Below are 22,121 nucleotides of genomic sequence, written 5' to 3'. Positions count from 1 at the left end.
TTTATGATAACCAACTATTTAAGCATCGACATCGGTGGCACGAAAATCAAATCGGCTGTCATTGATCGTTCGGGGAATATTCTGACACGAGGACGGATGGATACGCCGAAAAGTCTTGCGGAATTTTTGACGGGGATTGAAACGATCGTTGAGGACGTTCATGGAAGCATTCGGGGCATTGCGGTTAGTACCCCGGGAAAAGTCAACCCAGAGACAGGGACAATCTCGTTTGGCGGGGCATTGCCTTTTTTAGATGGAGTCTCCTTAAAACAGCTGCTGGCAAAGTATCAAATGCCGCTTGCTGTGACCAACGATGGCAAAGCAGCCGCATTAGCTGAATGGTGGCTAGGAAACCTTAAAGGGATTCAAAACGGAGCTGCCATAACATTAGGTACTGGTTTGGGCGGTGGCGTAATCGTTGAGGGAAAACTGATCCAAGGTGCACATTTTCAAGCCGGGGAATTAAGTTTTCTACTAAATGCCACTAAGAGAAGTGACACTCAAGAAAACGCTGAGCAACCAGTCAATCAGGGATTGACCCTGCAGCAATTGGCAGGTTTTAGCGGTTCAGCGGTCGCCATGATTCGTCGCAGCGCCCAACTGCTAGGCTTAGCTGATCTTGCGGATGGTGAAGCAGTTTTTGACGCCATCAATCAGAAACAACCACAGGTCTGGGCGCTGTTTACAGCGTATTGCCGAGAAATCGCGTGTGTCATGCTCAATGTTCAAGCCGTGATCGACTTAGAGCGCTTCGTGATTGGCGGGGGCATCAGTGCCCAAGCGATCGTGGTGGAAGAAATCGACCGTCAGTATCAGCAACTGCTAGCTAGTTTACCGATTTTGCAGCAGACTTTGACGAAGCCGGAAATCCAAGCCTGCAAATTTCAAAATGACGCCAATTTATTAGGGGCGCTCTATCATTTCTTTTTGGAACATGAGATGAAATAAAATAGAAAAAAACTGCCGCGAACCAACGATCGCGGCAGTTTTTTAGGCTTTTTTCTTGGGGTCTTTGTCTTCGTCACCTAGGTAATCTTTGCTAGTGAAGGCACTGTGGAAGTATTTGCCCTCTTGACCGTAATAGCGGTTATAGCGCTGCTTGAATTTGCGGAACACGTAAACGACAAGAACTTTTAGCAGACAATAAATTGGGATCCCGAAAATCACCCCAACGATCCCCATCAAATCACCCATCACTAATAAAACAACCAGAATCGTAATAGGATGAATTTTCAATCGGTCACCCATCACACGGGGCACGACTAAATCCCCATGAAGCAACTGTACAGCAAACCAAGCAATCAAAAATTTAATCAACATCCCGGTGGAGTCTTGTGCGGCAATGAAAAGTCCCGGAAAAAAGACGATAAAAGGACCAATATAGGGGATGATGCAAAGCAGACCAGCGGCGATCGCCAGAATACTGGCATACTCTAAGCCAATCAATAGGAAAACGACCCAATAGATCGCCCCTAAAATCAAGGAAGAAATGATTTGTCCTTTCAAAAAGGCACCGACTTGTATGTCAGAGATCTTGACGATTTCATTAAAGTCTTTGCGAAAACGTGGTGGCACTAACGAGAGAACTGAAAAATAAAACTTGTTGGGGTTGCGCAATAAGAAAAAGGCAATGATCGGTCCCGTAAACAAAGCGATGAACAAGGTCGAAATCGTTGAAAACAAGCTGCTGAGCCCAGCAGCACCAGTTTCCCAATAGTCCCCAATAAAACTCATGATGTTGTTGGTGATATTTTGCAATGTGTCTGTAATTTGTGCCATCTCATCTTGAAACGGGGTATTTTCTAAAAAGGCGGTCGCGTTTTTCTCAAAGTCACTGACCAAACTTGGTAAGCTGTTGATCAGATCGGTGGTTTGCTGCTCCAAAATCGGGTAAAGCTGGAAACCAGCAAAGACGATCAACAAAAGAATCAACAGATAGATCCCAGCAATCGAAACACTGCGGGGAATTTTTTTCGATTCCAATTTATCGACCACCGGGTTAAACAGATAGTAAAGGATCAGCCCAAATAAAAAGGGTGGGATAATAGCTGTAAGTATGGCTGAAAAGGGTGTAAATAAAAAAGAAATCTGATTTAGCAAAAAGACAGCAACTGCCGACAAGATAATCAGTCCTAAGACATAATAGCTTGTTTTGCCGCCTAAAAAGTGGATCAATCGGTTATTTTTCATAATAAGCCTCGCTTTCTTAGCTACATTATAACGAAAGACCCCTATTCTGTAAAAAAACAACGTACCTTTTGAAAAAACTACGCTCATATTCTCAATATCTTTATAACGAAAGAATATCTTTGATAAGGGGTTAACTGATGGCATCTTTCTTCAAAGCAGGCCAAAAATGCTCCCGTGTTTACAACACAGGAGCGAAAAGAATTATTTGCGCACTGTCGTCAAGGTACAGCGACCAACGGCTGTTTTTAACCCGCTAGCTAACCAAATAGTGGCTTGCCAAGTTTGGATACGAGCGCCGATACGATCAGGACTAGCTTCTACGATCAGGGTTCCTTCTTGAGCGGCGGCTAGATGGTTGATTTGTAGGTCAACGCCGGCGGCGAAGGCTTCTTCTTGAGCCAAAGCTTGATTGGCGCCGATGCTGCAGGCAGTCTCGATCAAAACGCCGTTAATGCCACCGTGAACGAGACCAAAAGGCTGTTTGTGCTGTTCTTTGATTGGCATCCGTAAACGAACAAAATCGGCTGTTGCTGCTTCTACTTCGATTTCTAAAGCTTCTAGTAAGTTCATTTTTAGCTCCTTTTTCTAAGAAAGTTACCATGATTATAGCACGAGTTTTGTTAGAAATAGCCGAAGTTCTCAGAAAGTCGGCAACAGGGGGAGAAGTCTTAAGAAATTCCCTTAACCAAAGCAATTTCTAACGAAAAGCGACTAGATATGTGTATAATAGAGCTATGTGAATTGAGGAGGAACAAGTAATGAGAGAATGGAAAACCTTAAAAGAATATGATGAAATTTTATTTGAACAACATGGAAAAGTGGCGAAGATCACGATCAACCGCCCAGAAGTCCACAATGCGTTTACACCAAAAACGGTGTTTGAAATGATTGATGCGTTTTCAATCAGTCGCGATGAACCAGGCATCGGCGTGATTATTTTGACAGGCGCCGGCGACAAAGCCTTTTGTTCAGGCGGAGACCAAAAAGTCCGTGGTCACGGTGGCTATGTTGGGGAAGATCAGGTTCCTCGCTTAAACGTATTGGATCTGCAACGCTTGATCCGCACGTTGCCAAAACCGGTGATCGCCATGGTCAAAGGCTGGTCGATCGGCGGCGGAAATGTTTTACAATTGGTTTGTGATTTAACGATTGCCGCTGACAACGCTAAATTTGGTCAAACAGGACCAAATGTCGGTAGTTTTGATGGTGGCTATGGTTCGGGGTATCTTGCACGGACGATTGGACATAAAAAAGCCAAGGAAGTTTGGTTCATGACAAAACAATATACTGCCGAAGAAGCATTGGCAATGAACTGGATCAATACGGTCGTTCCTCTTGATCGAGTAGAAGATGAAACGATGGAATGGGCCGAAACGATGCTGCAAAAGAGCCCGTTGGCGTTACGTATGATCAAAGCATCAATGAATGCCGATACGGACGGATTAGCTGGCATTCAGCAATTGGCCGGCGATGCGACCTTATTGTATTACACGATGGATGAAGCCAAAGAAGGTCGTGACGCGTTTAAAGAAAAACGTCAACCAGACTTCGATCAATTCCCTAAATTCCCATAATGACTGGGAGTTGGCTGCAAAGGCAAGCACAACTTCATCCAGAACGACCAGCTTTTTATTGGCATGAAAAAAGCTGGTCGTTTGCTGCCTTGCAAAAAGAGGTTTATGCTTATGCTGCTTATTATCAAGCCCAATTCGTTGTTCTGCCAAACCGGGTAGCCCTTTTTAGCAATAACTCCCCTGAAATGGTCTTTACGATCCTTGCATTGTGGGAGTTGGGGATCGAAGTCCAGCTGTTGAATACGCGATTGACAGCCGCTGAAATCACCTTCCAATTGCAAGATGCCCACTGCGACTGGGTGATCACGGCGGATCAGGCAGCGGTCCCGGGTGTTCGCAGCCTGACCTTTGGACAAGCGATGGAACAGGCGAAGGCTCTTGCCAGTTCTTTTGATCCTTCGTTTGTTCCTAATAAAGCAATCTATCAAGCAGAACAAGTAGCTTCGATTATGTATACATCCGGTACGACGGGCAATCCCAAGGGTGTGCCGCAAACCTTTAGGAATCATCTAGCAAGTGCCGAAGCGACTCAAAAGAACTTAACGATCACTAGTGAGGATTGTTGGCTTTGTGCAGTTCCGCTGTATCATATCAGTGGATTATCAATTCTCTTGCGTTCCTTGCGACTTGGAATGAGTGTTCGTTTGTATGAGCGCTTTGATGCTGGAGAAATGGCGAAAGATCTTGAGGCAGGAAAAGGGACGATCGTTTCTTTGGTGGCGAAAATGTTGACAGATTTGCTGCCGTTGGTGCCCCAACAAGGCTTTGATTCGTTGCGTTATGTACTGCTAGGCGGCGGTCCGATTGCCAAAAGTGTATTGGAAAAATGCCAGCAAAAACAGCTTTCTGTGATCCAATCCTATGGGATGACAGAAACCTGTTCACAAGTGGTGGCATTGCCGCCAGAAAAAGCTTCAGAAAAAATCGGCTCCTCAGGGGTTCCCCTGCAAGGTGTCCATTTACGAATTGCGGTTGATGCGAAAATGGCAGATCATCAGACTGCTGAAAGTACCCAGTCGATCGGAGAGATCCAACTGCAAGGACCGGCGATCACGACCCGTTACTTAAACGATCGCAGTCCACAGCAGTGGGATCAAGAGGGCTGGTTTGCCACAGGAGATCTAGGGTATCTTGATCAAGAGGGCTTTTTGTATGTAGTCAGTCGTGCAAGCGAACTGATCATATCTGGTGGAGAAAACATCTATCCTGCAGAAGTGGAGCAAGCCTTGTTGCAGCATCCAGCGGTCAAAGAGGCAGCTGTGGTGGGGGAACCAGACGAGGAGTGGGGACAATCTGTCGCGGCTTATTTAACGTTAAATGAGTCCGTCCGACTCCAAGCCTTGTTGGATACATTAGAAGGGCAGATCGCCCATTATAAATTTCCGCGCCGTTTTTATCACGTGCGAGAAATGCCGCGCACAGCAAGCGGCAAACTTTTAAAACGGCTATTGCTGAGTGAAGAAAGAGTGAACTACATTGAACAGCAAATCATCAAGTAATTATGAAGCAGCGATCGCTGCCGGGAAAACCTATTTGAGTGAGTATCAGCCTTTAAAAAGGTGTGACTTACTGGCTCTTTATGCAGCGGCACAAGAATATCAAGGGGAACGCTATTTCTGGCGTACCCCTGATGAAACGACTAGTCTGGTAGGGTTGGGTTGGTTAGCCACTTTTTCGCAACCCAAACTTGCAGACTTTTCAGAAGTCCGCTCTCTCTTAAAGCAAGCCCATTATCAACCAGAGGCACCTTTGCAGGCGCAGTTGGTTGGTGGTTTTGCTTTTGATGAACAGGCAGAAGTCAGTCAGGATTGGGCTGAGCTAGGTGCCGGTCTCTTTGCGTTGCCAGAAATACTGGTCAGCAAAACTGATGATCAGTGTGGCGTCGTTTATACAGTAGCCGCTTCTTCCGAGGAACAACGACAACAAAAAGTCGCTGCCTTACAGGAAAAAGTCGCAAGCTGGTTGAATGCCAACCCGGACAAGAGTCTTGTAGCAGAAACGCCTGCTTTTCAGGCACAAGAGGAACTAGAGGTGCCCCAATGGCTGCAAGCGGTCGAAGAGACAGTGGCAGCCATTCGCTCGACTGAAACACCGTTGAAAAAAGTGGTTCTGGCCAGGAGAATGAAGATAGAAACGAAGCAGTCGATCATTAGTGCTGGGGTGTTGCAACGGTTGGCGCAACAGCAGCCGAATACCTATCTTTTTGCCATCGAACATGGGGGCCATGTTTTTGCTGGTGCGACGCCAGAACGCTTGCTAAAAGCAACTGTCGATCAGTTTGAAACGGTAAGTATCGCAGGTTCCGCGCCAAGAGGCAAAACCAAAGAAGAAGATGAGGCACTGGCACAAGCCCTCTTAGCGGACGCAAAAAATACCCATGAACATCAAGTAGTTGTCGATCGCTTGGAAACGGCATTGGCTACTTTGTTAGCTGACGGTTTTCAATCAGAAGCCCGCTCCGTCATCAAGAATCGTGACATTCAGCATTTGTTTGTTCCTTTAGCAGGGCAAAGAAAAGCAGGAGTCAATTTTCTGAGCGCCGTGCAAAAACTACACCCGACCCCAGCATTGGGGGGAGAACCGAAAGAAGCAGCCGTCTCATGGATTCGTACCCATGAACCAGCCAGCAGAGGGATGTACGGTGGACCGATCGGTTGGTTGGGTATTCAAGAAGATATTGGCGAGTTTGCTGTGGCGATCCGCTCAGGATTCTTTAGCGGCAATCAAGCAACGCTGTATGCGGGCTGTGGGATCGTTGCCGATTCAGACGCAGAATCTGAACGTCAAGAAACACGGTTAAAATTTCAACCGATGAGGAGAGGGATCTTAGGAGATGAATAACCAGACAGTCATGACAGACTATTTATTAGCGGCAATCCAAGGACTAAAAGCAGCGGGTGCGAAGCGAGCGGTTATTAGTCCCGGTTCACGCTCAACGCCATTGGCGCTACTATTGCATCGTGATCCTGAGATCACCTGTATGGTGGCTGTCGATGAACGTTCGGCTGCTTTTTTTGCTTTAGGGATGTCCAAAGTTGATCTCCAGCCGACGATCTTACTGTGTACTTCTGGAACTGCAGCAGCCAATTATTATCCAGCGATTTGTGAAGCAGAGGCCACCAACTTGCCATTGATCGTCTTAACGGCTGATCGCCCGCCAGAACTGCGGGGCGTTGGGGCGCCACAAGCAATGGACCAACAGAATTTGTATGCCTCTCACGTCAAAAAGATGGTAGAGATGACCGTGCCAGAAAACGATCCTGCTTTGTTGCGTTATAGTTTTTGGCAAGCTACAACTTGCACGATCGAAGCGCAAAAACAGCCGAAAGGCCCGGTCCAAATCAACTTTCCATTACGGGAGCCGCTGTTGCCTGACTTTAGTCGCCAATGCAGTATTCAGCAAGACGTGAGCTATCTGGCACCACAACAAGAGCTGTCAGCAGAGATGATCACCCAGCTAGCCCCTTACTTTGATAAAAAAGGTATTCTGATTGCTGGAGAAAGCCTTACGATCGAAGAAGCGCAGCAGTTGCTGGCTTTTTCAGAGAAATTAGGCTGGCCGATTGTCGGCGATCCATTGACCAATTTGGCGACAGCCGGTACCAAAGTAGGAACATTTATCAGTCAAGCCGATCTTATTTTCCCGCAATTGACTTCTGCCTTCCAACCAGAAGTGGTCGTGCGTTTTGGTCGCTTACCAGTCACTAAAAATGTCCTATTATGGTTGAACAAAGCAGCGGATACGACGACGTGGCTCTTTGTTGATCCATCGGGACAGTGGCAAGACCAGTTGCATCGGGCAAACTATTTGATCGAAGCAGCGATCAGCACTTTCGTGGTGGCCATCACCCAGTTGCCGATCGTCAAACATACGGCGTGGCAACAACAATGGCAAGCACTTCAAGCGCGGGCAGATCAGGTGATTGCTGCAAGTCCGCAGTTGAAACAATGGGATGAGAGCAGCGCTGTGCGCATGCTCCAACAATGTCTACCTGAAGAAGCGCAAATTCTTTTGGCAAACAGCAATGCGATCCGTTTCTTTGATCGCTACGGCAGCAAAACTTCCTCCACTTATCGAGTGTATGGAAATCGGGGCGTCAATGGGATCGACGGCCTTGTCTCGACCGTAGCTGGGATTGCTTCAGCCAGTCAAAAGCCTACCTACTTGTTGATTGGTGATTTAGCGTTGTACCATGATATGAACGGCCTACAACTACTGCGTCAGTATCAATTGCCAGTAACGATCATTTTACTGAATAATAACGGTGGTGGGATCTTTTCCTTTTTGTCACAAAACACCTTAGAACCAAACGACTTTGTCCCGCTCTTTGGCACGCCGTTAGACCTTGAGTTTCAAAAAGTGGCGGCCTTATATGAGGCAGATTGGCACACACCGACCTCTTTGCTAGAGTTTCAAACGATTTTAACGGAAACAAGCCAACAGCCGCGTTTTCAAATAATCGAAGTGAAGGGTGAGCAAAAAGATCCGGTCAACACTTGGCAAGCACTGCAACAGCAGTTTAGCGAGGCGGGAGCGCAGCAATGAGGGACACGATAAATGGCGTCAGTTATTTTTATCAGTGGTTGCAACCGTACCGACCAGCCTTACCAACCCTTGTGGCATTGCATGGCTTCACGGGTTCTTCGGAAAGTTTTCGACCGGTTTTTGTAGAGGAAGGTTCTTATAATGTATTGGCAGTCGACTTGATTGGACATGGACGGTCATCGATTTATGTCCATCCCATGCGTTATGAACTTCCTTTACTGGTGGAGGATCTCGCACAGCTTTTAGCGAAGTTAGGGATTGAACGCTATGGTCTTTATGGCTACTCGATGGGGGCACGAATCGCACTTGTCTGGGCAGTCAAGGAACCAGCTGCAGTGACCCATCTTTTGCTTGAGAGTGGTTCCCCCGGGTTGGCTGATCCAGCAGAACGACTCGCTCGTCAGCGGCACGATCGCCGCTTAGGATTGCGCTTACTAAGGGAGCCTTTGGTCGATTTTGTCGATTACTGGCAAGAACTGCCGTTGTTTGCTAGTCAAAAGGAGCTGCCCTTAGTGCAGCAGGCTGCTGTACGCCAAGGACGCTTGCAGCAAAATAAATTTGGCTTGGCAGTAAGCTTGGTTTACGGTGGTACTGGCAAACAGCCAAGCTGTTGGTCGGCACTTCCGCAGCTAGCTTGTGAAATTCTTTATTTAGCCGGGGAAAAAGATTTAAAGTTTCGGAAAATCGCCCACCAAATGAAGCAGCTGCAACCAGAGATGACCATCAAAGTCGTTGCTAATGCTGGACATTGTATCCATTTAGAACAGCCGACACAGGTTCGTCATGAAATCGATCAATGGTTTGTAAAAGGATCGGGGCCACAGTCAGCTGATTGACAAGGAGAGAACGCAATGAAGATTGAGAAAATTGAACGCATCGCCTGTCGCTTGCCCCTCAAACAACCCTTTGTGACAAGTTACGGACAATTAACAGAAAAAGCCTTTGATCTTTATTTGGTGACGGCAGAGGAGGGAACGGTGGGCATCGGTGAATTGGTCGCTTTTGAGCAGCCAGATTACATTGAAGAAACCCTCTTTTCTGCTCGACAAGTGATTGAAACAGCACTGATCCCATTATTGATTGACCAGGAGATCGAGCATCCGCAAGAAGTTTGGCAATTGTTTCAAACGGTCCAAGGAAACTACATGGCAAAATCGGCTTTGGAAACAGCAATTTGGGATCTATATGGCAAGCAAACGCATCAAAGTGTGAAAGAGCTGTATACCGCGACCCGACCGAGTGTCGCGGTTGGCGTTAGTATCGGCATACAATACTCTGTCGAAAAACTAATGGCTCTTGTTGCCGCTTATGTCGCCCAAGGGTATCAACGAATCAAGTTAAAAATCAAGCCGGGGCAAGATGTGGCACCCTTGCGAGCGATTCGACAAGCCTTTCCAGAATTGCTTTTGATGGCGGATGCGAACGGGGCCTATCAAAATGAGCCTGAACGCATTTTGGCACTTGATGACTTAGGCCTGGTGATGATCGAGCAACCCCTTAAGGTACGAGATCTGGTGGGGCACAGTCAGCTACAGCGACAGATGAAGACGCCTCTATGTTTGGATGAAGATATTCGAACGGCAGAAGACGTCGATACAGTCGCAGCACTGGACAGCTGCCGTGCGATCAACCTGAAAATCCCTCGTGTCGGTGGGATCACCGAAGCTTTGCGAATCCTTGATCGATGTCAAACCCATGGACTACTCGTTTGGTTAGGCGGCATGTTTGAGTCTGGTGTAGGACGAGCCATGAATTTGCAATTTGCGAGTCAAGATATTTTCCATTTTCCCGGGGACCTTTCCGCTTCTGACCGTTACTTTTATGATGATGTCATTACACAGCCTGCAACTTTGCATGAAGGAAAGCTGCTGGTACCTGATGGAAAGGGCTTTGGTATCACATTAGCTGAAACAAAGCTAAGTCAATATGGGCAATCTAAAGAACCTATCTACTCAAGAAAACGGTCAGCGAAAGAATAACCGCAGCGAAAGAAAACACAGCGAAAGCAAAAGAAACGGCCAGCAGGGAAATCTGTTGGCCGTTTCTTTTGTTTTAGTCTGCGTTTTTGAATTCTTTTTCAATTTGTAGTCGTTGAACTTTCATGGTTGCTGTTCGTGGGATATCTTCGTAGTCGCGTAAAATTGGTTGATTGAGGTGAGGGAGATCTTCCACCATTTTCCACCAAGCATCCCAATCCATTTCACGATTTGGCGCTAAAGCAATGATTGGTTGTGGTGAGTTTTCTTTGTCGCGAACAATCACAACTTCGGCAAGGAAGTCTAAATGATCCAGCAAAAGGTCTTCCAAGGCAAGATTGCTTTCAATATTTTTGATCAAGTCCACTTGACGGTCTTTTAAGTAAAGATGTCCCTGATCATCCATCATGCCGTAGTCTCCACTGTCCCACCAAGCGCCATAGACATTGTCAGCAAAACGCTGATCTTCTTTATAATAGGTCAACGCGCGTCCTTTTGAAAGGAAATGGATGTGCCCATCGGTATTGGCTGGCAGCTCGTTGCCCTCTGCATCGGCGATCCGTGCTCTCGTTAAGTCCTCGAGACCCACACCCATATCACGGGCATCGTTGGTAGCGATGCTTTCTAAGGTATGTGCTTTTAGGATCATTGGCCCGCATTCACTTTGACCATAGACTTGCAAAAAGATTGCTTCTTTTGTTGCTGAAGTATTTAAAAAAGTGGCCATTGTTTGGTTGTTGATGGCATCAAAGGTTGAATGGTAATAGCGAATATTGGCGAAAGCATCTGGTTGTTCTTTTGCCACAAAGCTCCATTGGACAAAATTGTTTGGATGAGTTTCCAAAGCGATTGGTGGATATTCTTTTAGCATGCCTACGACATGAGCGCCGTTGGCATTGGCTAATGGCATCATCGGAAAGCCCATCGCCATCAAGGATGAGATGCCGATATTGAAGCGGGAGTGCACCGGTGAAATATGGAACGCCACTAAATCAGAGTCTGCCTTGGTGCGATCAATCTTGGTGAAGATCGTTTTTTGCCATTTTGTCCGCCAGCCCATGGAGTTTGCCGAATGACAAATCAATTTTGGAATACCCGTTGTTCCAGAAGTGTGGGTCATATAAGAAATTTGATCCACTGGTAACTCAGTTTGGGCCACTGGTTCCGCGGGTTGTTGCAGCAGATGACGAACAGCAATCTGTTTGTCAGTACTGCTATTTTTCACTTGTGCGACGCGGCCTTCGGTTTCTTCATCAAATAAGATGAATGGATCTTCTAAGCGATCCACAAAAACTTCGATGGTTTCAGCAGGGAAATGGTAAGAGATCATAGCAGGCACTGCGCCAAGGTAAGAAGCAGCCGTTGCTAATAAATAGGTATCGAATTTTGAAGATTTATAAAGAATGATTTTATCGCCGGCTTGCACGCCTAGTGCAGCAAGTTGGTAAGCACGTTTTAAAATCATTTCATGGCTCGAACGGTAAGTACTACGATAGCCAAGTTCAGGAAATGCTGGCAGCACTTCATCGTGGATGATGGTTGTGTCAGGTAATGCCTCGGCAGCTTCGCGGTAATTGGTGTAAAGATTTAATGGACGATAGTCTAAAATGGTCAAATAGAACACTCCTTTAAAAGTTCGTGAAAAATTTCATTTGATTTCTCCATTTTAGCACAGGAATTTCTCGATACAATAGATTTTCAGTGTTTTTTATATATTTCTAAAAAATCCTTCCCTCAAAGACTTTCGAAGAATGAATGACTGTGATGTGTTATCATTCATTCCTCGTACTAAGCGGAAAAAGCGCATAATCAACGGGTGTATTTTACTATAAAATCTTCGATTGGGAGCCGGAAATCCAGATAGCGTGCTTCTAATTCTGCACGACTCCAATTCCACCAAGCGATTTCTTGTAAAGCAGTGATCGTTTCTGGATCAAAGCGGTATTTGATCACTTTTGCTGGAACCCCGCCGACGATCGCATAAGGCGGCACATCTTTGGTTACGACTGCGTTTGAGGCGATCACGGCACCATCACCGACGGTCAAACCAGATTGGATCACGGCACCGTGGCCGATCCAGACATCATTGCCAATGACGGTCGTTTTTGCTTTGCGTTTTTCTAAGAAGGACTCGTCCTTTGGCGCAAATCCATAGCCTTCGCCATTATAGGCAAAAAGATGCTGACTAGGGCGTTCATAGGGATGATTGGTGGGGCCGATGCGGACCATCGCTGCGATACTGATAAAACGTCCTAATTGACTGTTCTGAATAAAGCAATATTGCCCCGTATAGGTATAATTGCCGATGGAAGAATGATCAATGTGATTGGCTTCGCCAATTTCGACATAGTCTCCTAAAGTTGTGTCTTGAAGCTGCGAGTCTTTGCCAACGATCGGCTGTTCATCTGGAAAATTTGTGATCGATAGGTGCATAGTAATCATCCTCTCTTGCGTATTGCTATCATTTTACCGCACTTTTTTGTACTATTTGACTAATACGCACTAAAGACAAAAGGAGGTCTGCTTTATGGAGACGATTTATCAGTTAGATAAGATGACCGAAACGATAGGTAAGCGAGCAATCAAAAAAGGATACTCGTTAAAAAATCAAGCGGCCCCAGAGGCGCTGTTTGTACGCAGTTCAACGGTTCCTAACGAATTGATCACACCAGAATTAGCTGTGATCGCTCGCTCAGGAACAGGCACCAATACGATCGATTTGGCACGGTGTACTCAAAATGGCACAGTAGTCTTCAATAGTCCAGGTGTCAATGCCAATGCAGTCAAAGAATTGGTGCTCTCCAATTTGTTTCTCAGCGTTCGCCCCTTATTCAAAGCCATCCAGACGGTAGCTGATTTGCAAGAAGAGCTAACGTCAGGTCAAATTGAAGCAGAAGATGTGTTGAAGGTAGCTGAAGAACGGCGAAAAGAAGTGATCGGCGAAGAATTAGCTGGAAAAACCATCGGTATTTTAGGCTTAGGAGAGATCGGTGAACGGGTGGCAAAAGCCTGTCACCAGTTAGGAATGGAAGTCCTCGGCTATGCCCGTACGAAAAAAGCGGCACACGATTACGAACAAGTCAGTGACTTGCACGTACTGTTGGCCGAATCAGATTTTGTAGTGGTTTTGCTCCCTTTAAGTCAGGAAACCAAAGGCATGCTGAATCGACAAACGATTCAGCAGATGAAAAAAAATGCAGTGTTGATGAATTTTGGGCGCGGGGAGATCGTGGAAGAAGCAGCCGTCTTAGAAGCACTAGCCAAAAATCAGCTCAAACAATACATCACCGACTTTCCTAGTGCCGGATTGATCGGACAACCGAAAGTGTTGTGTTATCCGCATATCGGCGGCAGTACTACCAATGCCTTGGAAAAGGGGGATCACGTAGTTTTTGATCGCATGCATGCCTATTTGCGCGCTGGGACGATTCAAGAATCGGTCAATTTTCCTCATGCAGAGTTGCCTTTTTTGGCACCGTATCGCTTGGCGCTGTTTTATCACGACAAGCCTGGTGCTTTTGCCCCGCTATTGCGGATCATTTCTGAAGCAGGCGTAGATATCGATAATTTGGCGAGTGAGAGAAAAGCCGGAGTCGCCTATACCTTGATTGATCTTGATGAGACAAATGAAATACTGCTGCAAGATCTACAAAAGCAGATACAGCAAGAAACAGCGATCATCCGTGCCCGCTTGATCAAAAATTCGCGAACCAGTGAATAGTTGCCACCAACAATGTTTCTTGTTATGATGAAAAAAAAGTAAAGGAAGTTCATCATGACGAATAAGTTTCAAGATAAAAAGAAGGTCGCTTTGCCTCGTTATCAGCAGATTGCCGTGGCGATCGCGGAACGAATCGTTGAAAATCGCTACCAAGTTGGGCAAAAGATCCATGCGCGCTCAACGTTAGCCAGCAATTTCAATGTCTCTCCTGAAACAGCCCGCAAAGCGATCAATGTATTAGTTGATTTAGAAATCATGGATGTCCGTCATGGCAGCGGCGCCTATATCGCTTCAAAGGAAAAAGCACAGGCCTTTGTTGAACAATACCAAGATGTGCAGTCGATCCAAGAAATCAGACAAGACATTTTAGACAGTGTGGAGCGGCAGCAGCAAGAGCTGGATAATTTTTCTGACTTGTTGAACACGTTAGTGCAGCAGACCAAAAAGGTACACCATATGAGTCCGTTTGTGCCCTTTGAACTTCAGTTGACGGAACAAGCGCAGCATTTGGAAAAAAGTATCAATGAATTGAATATTTGGCAAGCCACAGGGGCGACGATCATCGCAATCCAAACAACCGAAGAATTGTTGTTGTCACCAGGACCTTATGCGAAATTCAGTGCAGGCAATACGATTTATTTTGTCGGAAATGAACTGGCGTTGCAGCGCATGACCAATTTCTTCTATCCAACGGACCATTCAGCGTAATTCTTTTTCCTGATTCCCATGCTTTTTTTGCAAAAGAAAAAGCATTGGGAAATTTTTTTTGACAAAGTGACCACATCTTGTTAAGATAGTATGGTCACTTTCGTGAAATTTTTCAGAAAAAGGAGTATTAATCATTTGAGTAAAGTTAAAGTGGAACACTTAACCAAAATCTTCGGTAAGAAAAAGCAGCAAGCTCTTGCCATGGTCAAAGAACAACGCAGCAAAAACGAGATTTTAGAAAAAACGGGTGCCACCGTCGGGGTCTATGATGTGAACTTTGAAGTCAACGAAGGCGAGATTTTCGTCATCATGGGCCTTTCTGGAAGCGGGAAGTCAACATTGATTCGACTATTGAATCGATTGATCGAGCCGTCTGGCGGAGATATTTACATAGATGGCGTGGATGTTGCCAAAATGAGTAAAGAGGAACTACGAGAAGTTCGCCGGCACAAAATCAACATGGTTTTCCAAAGCTTTGGCCTTTTCCCTCATCGGACAATTTTAGAGAACACAGAATACGGACTAGAAGTCCGTGGGGTCTCGAAAGAAGAACGAACAGCGAAAGCGGAAAAAGCGTTAGAAAACTCAGGATTGCTTTCTTTTAAAGACCAATACCCTGACCAGCTGTCTGGAGGGATGCAACAGCGTGTGGGACTTGCCCGTGCGTTAGCCAATGATCCAGAGATCCTCTTGATGGATGAGGCCTTTTCAGCATTAGATCCGCTGATTCGCCGTGAAATGCAAGATGAACTTTTAGAATTGCAAGCCAATGTTCAAAAAACGATTATCTTTATCACCCATGATTTGAACGAGGCCTTACGGATCGGTGACCGGATCGCTTTAATGAAAGATGGTCAGATCATGCAGATCGGTACAGGAGAAGATATTTTGACGAATCCTGCCAACCAATACGTGCGTGATTTCGTGGAAGATGTCGATCGTTCCAAAGTCTTGACTGCGCAAAACATCATGGTCCCAGCATTGACGACGAACATCGAGATCGATGGACCAAGCGTAGCATTGAACCGGATGCGGAAAGAAGAAGTCAGCATGCTTTTAGCCGTCGACAAACGTCGTCACCTAAAAGGAAGCTTGACAGCCGAGTCTGCTCGTGAGGCACGGAAAAACAATCTGACCTTGAAGGAAGTTATTGATAAAAATGTTAAAAAGATCGATAAAGATATGCTGGTAACGGATATCTTCAATTTGATCTATGATTCGCCTACACCTTTAGCCGTGGTAGAAAACGATCGTTTGATCGGAGTCGTGATCCGCGGAAGCGTGATTGAAGCGTTGGCTGAGACCGATTCAGCCGTTCAAGCAGAGGAAGGGGTAGTGACAAATGGATAATTTCTTACAACATACGATTCCGGTAGCTGATTGGGTCGAAAACTTTACTGATTGGCTAACAGGAACTTTCAGTGGATTGTTTTCAGCCTTACAGTCTTTCGGACAATTTATCATGGACGCTATTACAAATGTATTACTGTTTGTACCACCGTTATTAATGATCGTCTTATTGACGGCTGCTGCCTTTTTCGTTTCACGCAAAAAATTTGGCTTGCCAGCTTTTACTTTTGTCGGGTTGCTGTTCATCTATAACCAAGGGTTATGGACAGACTTGATGAACACCGTCACGTTGGTCTTATTGTCGAGTTTGGTTTCGATCATCATTGGGATTCCACTAGGAATCTTAATGGCGAAAAGCGAAAAAGCGCAAAGTATCGTGACGCCGATCTTAGACTTTATGCAAACGATGCCTGGTTTCGTTTATTTGATTCCTGCGGTTGCTTTCTTTGGGATCGGGATGGTTCCTGGGGTCTTCGCCTCAGTGATCTTTGCTCTACCACCAACCGTTCGGATGACGAACTTAGGGATTCGCCAAATTTCTCGTGAATTGGTGGAAGCCTCTGATTCCTTCGGTGGGACTGGCTGGCAAAAACTGATCAAATTAGAATTGCCACTAGCCAAAAGCACTATTTTGGCTGGGGTCAACCAAACCACGATGCTGGCATTATCAATGGTCGTGATCGCGTCAATGATCGGTGCTCCTGGGTTAGGGCGCGGCGTCTTGTCTGCCTTGCAACGAGCACAAGTCGGTAACGGATTTGTCAGTGGGGTATCCTTAGTTATTTTGGCGATCATCATGGATCGCTTTACCCAGAATTTGAATCGTTCGGCACATCAAAAAGCAGCGAGCAAGACGAGTCGCAAACAAAAACGTCTTTTTGGCGGGATTGCTGCAGCGGCAGTCGTTGCTTTGATTGGCGCATCGTTTGCCTTTGGAAATGTTTCTGACAGCAAAGGCACGGTGAACTTGGCGTATGTCGAATGGGATACGGAAGTCGCATCTACCCATGTGGTGGCAGAAGTCTTGTCGCAAATGGGCTACGAAGTCAACACGACGCCTTTGGATAATGCCATCATGTGGGAATCGGTGGCAAAAGGGGAAGTTGACGGGATGGTTGCTGCTTGGCTGCCATCTACGCATCAATCCCAGTATGAACAGTACCAAGACCAAGTTGAAAACTTAGGTCCTAACTTAGAGGGGGCAAAACTGGGGATCGTTGTACCAAGTTATATGGATGTTGATTCCATCGCAGACCTTTCTGACGAAGCTGGAAAAACCATCACTGGTATCGAACCAGGCGCTGGTGTTGTAAATGCAGCGGAAAATACAGTTGCAACGTATGACAACCTTTCAGATTGGAATGTCGCTACCTCTTCTTCAGGAGCGATGACAGTGGCATTAGGCCAAGCCATCAAGAACCAAGATGAGATCGTTATTACTGGCTGGTCTCCACATTGGATGTTTGCGAAATATGATCTGAAATATCTGGATGATCCAGAAGGAACAATGGGTGAAGCAGAAAGCATCAATACTGTTGTACGTCAAGGATTAGCAGATGACATGCCAGAAGTTTACGAAGTACTTAATCGTTTCAACTGGACACAGGAAGATATGGAAGAAGTCATGTTAGCAATCAATGACGGAACATCAGCCGAAGATGCAGCCAAAGATTGGGTAGCCAATCACCCAGAAGAAGTTGCTGCATGGACGAACTAATGTCTAAAAAAAGAACGACCGCAGATTGAAGCGGTCGTTCTTTTTGTTGTTTAAAATACTTAGGTTCATAACGAAAGACGAGGGGATGATTTTTGCAAAAGACGGAGCTTTTGTGCAGGTTAAGCAAAACGATGAAAAATCGGCTGCATCTGTTCAAACGTACAGAGTTCAGTAAATCCTAATGATCGTAAAAGATCTTGTCCCTCTTTGATTTGAAACCCGAGCTGCTCTGGTTTATGACTGTCGCTGCCGATGGTTAGCACGCTTCCCCCCAAGTCACGATAAAGCTTGAGGATCTCGATCGATGGCGTATACCCATTGATTCCGTAACGGTGGGAAGAGGTATTCAGTTCGATGCCTTTGCCATCTTTGATCACGACTTTCAAGATCTCTGCGATTTGTTCTTTCGTTTGTTCAAAAGCGTCCTTCTCTTTATCTAAATAACGACGAATCAAATCCATATGGGCTAAGACGGAATACTCTTTATATGTCGTGACCAGCTGATACATTTCATCATAATAGCGCTCGTAGCATTCCTGTTGGCTGCGTCCTTTTTGAAATTCTCCGGTCCAAAATTCTTGATCGTCTACCTGATGAACGGAAAGTAAAATGAAGTCAAAGGGATGCGAATGATAAAGACGGGTAAATTGTGGGATCGTGTGCATTTGCATCCCAAATTCCAGCCCAGTTTTTAGCTTGATTTGGTCACTGTATGTTTCCTTTAAGCGTGCCAGTTCGTTAAAATACAAGTCGTAGTAGACATTTTTTACGACTTTATTGGCTCCAACGAGGTACGTATCCGTGGCTTGCCAGTCTTCTTTGACCCCATAATCCACATGATCGGTAAAGCAGATTTCGGCTAAGCCTAGTCTAATAGCGTCTTTGACTACATCTTCCATCAAATACCAAGAATCATCGCTGTAATCACTATGAACGTGATAGTCTGTAAAAATCATGGCGTCTCCTTTTGTTTCGTTATTTTTGCTGCTTCTGCCAGTCTGCTCGTTTTTGATGATAAAGCTGGGCGGCCGTTTCCCAATGCTCTTTGTCAGTCGGCTGAATCTCACGGATAAGACGGGCTGGATTGCCACCGACGATCGTATTCGGCGGCACATCTTTTGTGACGACGGAACCAGCAGCGACGATGGCATGTTTGCCGATCGTGACACCTGGTAAAATCGTACTGTTGCCCCCGATCCAAACGTAATCTTCGACGGTGATCGGTAGGCCAAATTCCAAATCTTGACTGCGGATCACAGAATCGATCGGATGGCCGGCTGTATAGAAGCTGACCCGTGGTCCCACCATCACATGATCACCAATCAGAATCTTATTGACATCTAAAAAAATGCAATCCATATTGGCATAAAAGTGATCACCAATCTCAACATGGCGACCATAGTCGACAAAAAGGGGTGGTTGGATAAAGCAATGCTGCCCAAATTTGCCAAAGAGTGCTTTTTCTTTGGCGATGATTCCTTCTCGGTCATCGACTGGTAAAAGGTTGATTTCCTGGGCACGTTTTTTCCCCTCCACTGAGCCATTCTCAGGGAGAATACCGGCAGCTTGATACAGTTGACCAGCCAACATCGCTTGATAATCAAAATCTTCTTTCATTGCAAAATCCTTTCTAAGACGGTAAATCGTCGGTGGTTAATTCAATCAAATTGCCTTCGGGGTCTTGGACAACTGCTTCATAATAGCCATCGCCTGTCGTACGAGGACCATTTAAAAGAGGGTAGCCATCTTCAACAAACCGTTGAGCGTATCGATCAACGTCAGCTTGATCACCTACTGCAATCGCAAGGTGAGTGTAGCCTAAGCTCTCACTGACACGAGGGCTTAAAAATTTCTTGGTCGTTAATTCTAACCGACTTCCAGAATCAAAGGTCAAAAAATAGGACTGAAAGCCTGTTTTCGGATTATGGTATTTTGGGTTGCTGACCGCCTGAAAGTAGGTTTCATAAAATGTTCTCATTTTTTCTAAATCATTGACATATAGTGCGATGTGTTCAATTTTCATTATTGACAACTCCTTTAATAAGCAACATGCGTCGTTCTTTCTTCGTTCCTTTTTGAACTTAGTAAACTTTGTTTAATAAGTTGCTTCTATTATACCTTTGTTAACAAAATTAATAAAGGTGTATTCCCAGCTTTTTATCTGTTAAAATAGGAGCGTTGAGGGGGAGAAAAATGAAAGCTTATCAGCCAACGACCATTAAATTACATAATCAGGCAGTATTGCTGGATTTGCTAAAACAGCAGCAAGCGCCTATGACCAAGCGCCAACTGGCAGATGCCTCTCAATTAAGCGTGGTAACGATCAACAAGCTGCTTCCTGAATTGATAGAAAAGCAGTTGCTTTTGACGACGGATCAACCGCAACGAACGGGAGGACGTCAAGCTGCGGCTTACCAGTACAATGCGCAACGGACACTGTTGTTGATCATTCAGTTTATCGAAGAAGACCAGCAGATCGTGATTCGTTTTTCAGTCGTCGATCTCGTCGGGAACATTTTGCATCATGAGCAGTCAGCAGAGGGCCGATTGCCGCAGTTCTTGCAAGTGATTCGTCAGATAAAACAGGAATACCCGAAAATCAGCTTGGCAGTCGTGGGAATTCCTGGTGTGGAAATTGCTGGAAGACTGAAGATCATGGATGCTCCAGCATTTAAGGACATGGCGCTAGGGGAATTGATTGAAAAGGAGATCGCTGTAAAAGCGCTTATTGAGAATGACGTGAATGCTGCGGTATTTCATTTTAAAGAAGAGAAAAAAATCGTGGCTGGCATTTATTTTCCAAAAAATTATCCACCAGGTGCGGGACTGGTCATCGACCAACAGCTCTTTAAAGGAGCCAACCATTTAAGTGGCGAAATCAAGCATTTGCCGCATCTTTACAAAGTTTCTTACCCTTTGGCAACAGAGGCGATCCAAGAGCAAGTGACTGCCACTCTTCAAGCGATCGTGGCAGTCACGGACCCGCATCAAGTCATTTTGTTTTTGCCCTCTGAGTGGCAGGCGCTTGTGCCGCACTTCTTTTTGGAAAAGCAGCTGGCAGCAGTGTTTCATTATGGCGTCTTACCAAAGTTACACTTTTCAGATCGGTTTTCAGAAAACTATTTGGCTGGGTTGATCACGATGGGAATCGAAGCAGCGGGCTTAGGGCTTTGATTCGCAGCATTTAAATGGTACTGAGGACAAAAACTGCCGCTGCTTCCTTTATCAGAAGCAGTGGCAGTTTTTTTGAAAATACGAGAACTCACAGTTTAGCGAGTTTCTGTGCTTTTTCGGTATTCGCAAAATGCAGTTTGGCATGTTTGCCCAATAGTGCTATGCCACCTTGCTGCAGTAATTTTGCGGCAACTTGGTCAGCAGCTGCGTGGGCGCCAGAAGGCAAGCGCAAACCGACTTCTTTAGAGGCTGCATCTAATTCATCCAAAAAGACTGTACGACATAAAATAGAGGCTGCCGCTACTGCTAGATGATATTGTTCACCTTTCGTCGCAAAATAGAGCTTTTCGGTAACCGCTGCTTGTTCCGACTTTAAATAAGTGCGATAATTTTTTTCGCTTGTGAACTGATCGATCAAAATGGCATCTGGTGTCTCAGGAGCAATCTTTTGCAAAAGCAAACGAATGGCTTGATTATGCAAAGCAACTTTCATTCGGACCGTGTTGTATTTTGGTTGGATCTCGTTGTATTTGCTGGGTGTAACAGTGAGCAATTGGTAAGGAACCAATTCTTTGATTTTCGGCGCCATCTTACGGATCTCTGGATCTGTCAGCATTTTTGAGTCCTTGACACCTAAGGCTTTCAGCTGTGGCAATTGCTCTTTTTTGGCATAGACGGCACAGACCACCAAAGGACCGAAATAACTGCCGTTGCCGACCTCGTCACTGCCGACGACGCTTTTTTCGCTAAATCCTGCTGGCAACGCAGTGGTTGAAACAGTCGCTTTTTTCTTATCCGGTACAGCACTTGCCGAATCGCCCCATAAGGAAGCTTCTTTTTCGGCAGTCGCTCCTTGAAACATGACTTTTCCAGACGTATAAGCAGTGATCGTTGTTGGCCCTTTTTTGGCGACAAACACTGTATAAGGAACTTTCTTAGCCAGCAGTTCTCGTTGGTAAAATTGCTGCATCTTTTTGATAGTTGAAGTTGGTACTTTGATAACGATCGTACTCATTTGATTCCTCCTGTTTTTTTGTCTTTTCTTAGGTAGACAAAAGGATACTTTAAGATTTTACCATACTTCTTATTCTTTTTTGCTAAGACGATCAGCAAACAAACGATTGGCATGGAAATTCATAAGAAAATCACGTATAATAGTTAAGAG

The 22,121-nt window shown here is 45.5% G+C and carries 20 protein-coding genes; 12 read left to right on the top strand and 8 right to left on the bottom strand.

Annotated elements, in window-relative coordinates:
* Nucleotides 1–3 precede the first annotated feature (3 nt).
* The gene (locus IGJ01_RS12900; protein ID WP_101699264.1) at nucleotides 4–948 is read left to right on the top strand and encodes an ROK family protein; all 945 of its coding nucleotides are present in this window, start codon (nucleotides 4–6) and stop codon (nucleotides 946–948) included.
* A gap of 42 nt (nucleotides 949–990) precedes the next feature.
* Here the strand turns inward: IGJ01_RS12900 and IGJ01_RS12895 are convergent, their stop codons facing one another.
* Nucleotides 991–2,190: an AI-2E family transporter gene (locus IGJ01_RS12895; RefSeq protein ID WP_430601155.1), complete on the bottom strand. Its 1,200-nt coding sequence runs from the start codon at nucleotides 2,188–2,190 to the stop codon at nucleotides 991–993.
* 201 nt (nucleotides 2,191–2,391) lie between these two features.
* The gene (locus IGJ01_RS12890) at nucleotides 2,392–2,760 is read right to left on the bottom strand and encodes a PaaI family thioesterase (protein ID WP_244732314.1); all 369 of its coding nucleotides are present in this window, start codon (nucleotides 2,758–2,760) and stop codon (nucleotides 2,392–2,394) included.
* A gap of 188 nt (nucleotides 2,761–2,948) precedes the next feature.
* Between IGJ01_RS12890 and menB the strand changes: the two genes are divergently transcribed.
* The 6 genes from menB to menC are packed head-to-tail and all read left to right on the top strand — an operon-like array spanning nucleotide 2,949 to nucleotide 10,289.
* Nucleotides 2,949–3,764: a 1,4-dihydroxy-2-naphthoyl-CoA synthase gene (gene menB / locus IGJ01_RS12885; protein ID WP_005228595.1), complete on the top strand. Its 816-nt coding sequence runs from the start codon at nucleotides 2,949–2,951 to the stop codon at nucleotides 3,762–3,764.
* Nucleotides 3,764–5,263: an o-succinylbenzoate--CoA ligase gene (gene menE, locus IGJ01_RS12880; protein ID WP_086316487.1), complete on the top strand. Its 1,500-nt coding sequence runs from the start codon at nucleotides 3,764–3,766 to the stop codon at nucleotides 5,261–5,263. Before menB ends, menE begins: the two co-directional genes overlap by 1 nt.
* On the top strand, nucleotides 5,241–6,605 hold the full coding sequence (locus IGJ01_RS12875; RefSeq protein ID WP_005234289.1) for an isochorismate synthase: 1,365 nt from the start codon (nucleotides 5,241–5,243) through the stop codon (nucleotides 6,603–6,605). Before menE ends, IGJ01_RS12875 begins: the two co-directional genes overlap by 23 nt.
* Complete coding sequence (gene menD / locus IGJ01_RS12870) at nucleotides 6,598–8,310, top strand: 2-succinyl-5-enolpyruvyl-6-hydroxy-3-cyclohexene-1-carboxylic-acid synthase (RefSeq protein WP_086316486.1); 1,713 nt, start codon at nucleotides 6,598–6,600, stop codon at nucleotides 8,308–8,310. The genes IGJ01_RS12875 and menD overlap by 8 nt, the downstream gene beginning before the upstream one ends.
* On the top strand, nucleotides 8,307–9,146 hold the full coding sequence (menH, locus tag IGJ01_RS12865) for a 2-succinyl-6-hydroxy-2,4-cyclohexadiene-1-carboxylate synthase (protein WP_194199258.1): 840 nt from the start codon (nucleotides 8,307–8,309) through the stop codon (nucleotides 9,144–9,146). The genes menD and menH overlap by 4 nt, the downstream gene beginning before the upstream one ends.
* A gap of 15 nt (nucleotides 9,147–9,161) precedes the next feature.
* Nucleotides 9,162–10,289: an o-succinylbenzoate synthase gene (menC, locus tag IGJ01_RS12860; protein WP_430601154.1), complete on the top strand. Its 1,128-nt coding sequence runs from the start codon at nucleotides 9,162–9,164 to the stop codon at nucleotides 10,287–10,289.
* A 73-nt stretch (nucleotides 10,290–10,362) separates the two neighbouring features.
* On the opposite strand, the gene IGJ01_RS12855 is transcribed toward menC, so the two are convergent.
* Nucleotides 10,363–11,901, bottom strand: coding sequence for an AMP-binding protein (locus IGJ01_RS12855; protein WP_244732312.1), 1,539 nt, complete (start codon nucleotides 11,899–11,901; stop codon nucleotides 10,363–10,365).
* A gap of 194 nt (nucleotides 11,902–12,095) precedes the next feature.
* Nucleotides 12,096–12,719, bottom strand: coding sequence for a DapH/DapD/GlmU-related protein (locus IGJ01_RS12850; protein ID WP_008380829.1), 624 nt, complete (start codon nucleotides 12,717–12,719; stop codon nucleotides 12,096–12,098).
* 94 nt (nucleotides 12,720–12,813) lie between these two features.
* Between IGJ01_RS12850 and IGJ01_RS12845 the strand changes: the two genes are divergently transcribed.
* The 4 genes from IGJ01_RS12845 to IGJ01_RS12830 all read left to right on the top strand — a co-directional run bounded on the left by IGJ01_RS12845 (nucleotide 12,814) and on the right by IGJ01_RS12830 (nucleotide 17,782).
* Entirely contained in the window at nucleotides 12,814–14,007 is a 1,194-nt protein-coding gene (locus tag IGJ01_RS12845; RefSeq protein ID WP_430601153.1) for an NAD(P)-dependent oxidoreductase, read from the top strand.
* Nucleotides 14,008–14,061: 54 nt separating this feature from the next.
* Nucleotides 14,062–14,715: a GntR family transcriptional regulator gene (locus tag IGJ01_RS12840; RefSeq protein ID WP_005234303.1), complete on the top strand. Its 654-nt coding sequence runs from the start codon at nucleotides 14,062–14,064 to the stop codon at nucleotides 14,713–14,715.
* 135 nt (nucleotides 14,716–14,850) lie between these two features.
* Nucleotides 14,851–16,065, top strand: coding sequence for a quaternary amine ABC transporter ATP-binding protein (locus IGJ01_RS12835; protein WP_034872109.1), 1,215 nt, complete (start codon nucleotides 14,851–14,853; stop codon nucleotides 16,063–16,065).
* Nucleotides 16,058–17,782: an ABC transporter permease/substrate binding protein gene (locus tag IGJ01_RS12830; protein ID WP_313150975.1), complete on the top strand. Its 1,725-nt coding sequence runs from the start codon at nucleotides 16,058–16,060 to the stop codon at nucleotides 17,780–17,782. Before IGJ01_RS12835 ends, IGJ01_RS12830 begins: the two co-directional genes overlap by 8 nt.
* 119 nt (nucleotides 17,783–17,901) lie before the next feature.
* Here the strand turns inward: IGJ01_RS12830 and IGJ01_RS12825 are convergent, their stop codons facing one another.
* From IGJ01_RS12825 to IGJ01_RS12815, 3 genes are read right to left on the bottom strand one after another with little or no spacing between them, the layout of a single operon-like run.
* Nucleotides 17,902–18,738 carry a histidinol-phosphatase HisJ family protein gene (locus tag IGJ01_RS12825; RefSeq protein WP_313150974.1) on the bottom strand — a complete coding sequence of 279 codons (837 nt, stop codon included), beginning with the start codon at nucleotides 18,736–18,738 and terminating at the stop codon, nucleotides 17,902–17,904.
* A 19-nt stretch (nucleotides 18,739–18,757) separates the two neighbouring features.
* The gene (locus IGJ01_RS12820; protein ID WP_086297810.1) at nucleotides 18,758–19,399 is read right to left on the bottom strand and encodes a sugar O-acetyltransferase; all 642 of its coding nucleotides are present in this window, start codon (nucleotides 19,397–19,399) and stop codon (nucleotides 18,758–18,760) included.
* Nucleotides 19,400–19,412: 13 nt separating this feature from the next.
* Entirely contained in the window at nucleotides 19,413–19,805 is a 393-nt protein-coding gene (locus IGJ01_RS12815; RefSeq protein ID WP_016619764.1) for a VOC family protein, read from the bottom strand.
* A 170-nt stretch (nucleotides 19,806–19,975) separates the two neighbouring features.
* On the opposite strand from IGJ01_RS12815, the gene IGJ01_RS12810 reads away from it, so the two are divergent.
* A complete protein-coding gene (locus IGJ01_RS12810; RefSeq protein WP_016619763.1) occupies nucleotides 19,976–20,956 on the top strand; it encodes an ROK family protein in 981 nt (326 codons plus the stop codon).
* 88 nt (nucleotides 20,957–21,044) lie between these two features.
* Here IGJ01_RS12810 and rnhC read toward each other — a convergent pair whose 3' ends face one another.
* Complete coding sequence (rnhC, locus tag IGJ01_RS12805; protein ID WP_430601152.1) at nucleotides 21,045–21,971, bottom strand: ribonuclease HIII; 927 nt, start codon at nucleotides 21,969–21,971, stop codon at nucleotides 21,045–21,047.
* Nucleotides 21,972–22,121: the final 150 nt, after the last annotated feature.

The organism is Enterococcus sp. AZ089, from assembly GCF_050547225.1.
GTDB lineage: Bacteria > Bacillota > Bacilli > Lactobacillales > Enterococcaceae > Enterococcus_D > Enterococcus_D entomosocium.
This window is presented reverse-complemented; position numbering and strand designations above follow the sequence as displayed.

What these genes read in the sequence shown, in the direction of transcription:
- menC (WP_430601154.1), top strand. Translation starts at nt 9,162, where the DNA reads ATGAAGATTGAGAAAATTGAACGCATCGCCTGTCGCTTGCCCCTCAAA.
- IGJ01_RS12840 (WP_005234303.1), top strand. Translation starts at nt 14,062, where the DNA reads ATGACGAATAAGTTTCAAGATAAAAAGAAGGTCGCTTTGCCTCGTTAT.
- IGJ01_RS12900 (WP_101699264.1), top strand. Translation starts at nt 4, where the DNA reads ATGATAACCAACTATTTAAGCATCGACATCGGTGGCACGAAAATCAAA.
- menH (WP_194199258.1), top strand. Translation starts at nt 8,307, where the DNA reads ATGAGGGACACGATAAATGGCGTCAGTTATTTTTATCAGTGGTTGCAA.
- IGJ01_RS12820 (WP_086297810.1), bottom strand. Translation starts at nt 19,399, where the DNA reads ATGAAAGAAGATTTTGATTATCAAGCGATGTTGGCTGGTCAACTGTAT.
- rnhC (WP_430601152.1), bottom strand. Translation starts at nt 21,971, where the DNA reads ATGAGTACGATCGTTATCAAAGTACCAACTTCAACTATCAAAAAGATG.
- menB (WP_005228595.1), top strand. Translation starts at nt 2,949, where the DNA reads ATGAGAGAATGGAAAACCTTAAAAGAATATGATGAAATTTTATTTGAA.
- IGJ01_RS12845 (WP_430601153.1), top strand. Translation starts at nt 12,814, where the DNA reads ATGGAGACGATTTATCAGTTAGATAAGATGACCGAAACGATAGGTAAG.
- menD (WP_086316486.1), top strand. Translation starts at nt 6,598, where the DNA reads ATGAATAACCAGACAGTCATGACAGACTATTTATTAGCGGCAATCCAA.
- IGJ01_RS12825 (WP_313150974.1), bottom strand. Translation starts at nt 18,738, where the DNA reads ATGATTTTTACAGACTATCACGTTCATAGTGATTACAGCGATGATTCT.
- IGJ01_RS12850 (WP_008380829.1), bottom strand. Translation starts at nt 12,719, where the DNA reads ATGCACCTATCGATCACAAATTTTCCAGATGAACAGCCGATCGTTGGC.
- IGJ01_RS12895 (WP_430601155.1), bottom strand. Translation starts at nt 2,190, where the DNA reads ATGAAAAATAACCGATTGATCCACTTTTTAGGCGGCAAAACAAGCTAT.
- IGJ01_RS12815 (WP_016619764.1), bottom strand. Translation starts at nt 19,805, where the DNA reads ATGAAAATTGAACACATCGCACTATATGTCAATGATTTAGAAAAAATG.
- IGJ01_RS12890 (WP_244732314.1), bottom strand. Translation starts at nt 2,760, where the DNA reads ATGAACTTACTAGAAGCTTTAGAAATCGAAGTAGAAGCAGCAACAGCC.
- menE (WP_086316487.1), top strand. Translation starts at nt 3,764, where the DNA reads ATGACTGGGAGTTGGCTGCAAAGGCAAGCACAACTTCATCCAGAACGA.
- IGJ01_RS12810 (WP_016619763.1), top strand. Translation starts at nt 19,976, where the DNA reads ATGAAAGCTTATCAGCCAACGACCATTAAATTACATAATCAGGCAGTA.
- IGJ01_RS12830 (WP_313150975.1), top strand. Translation starts at nt 16,058, where the DNA reads ATGGATAATTTCTTACAACATACGATTCCGGTAGCTGATTGGGTCGAA.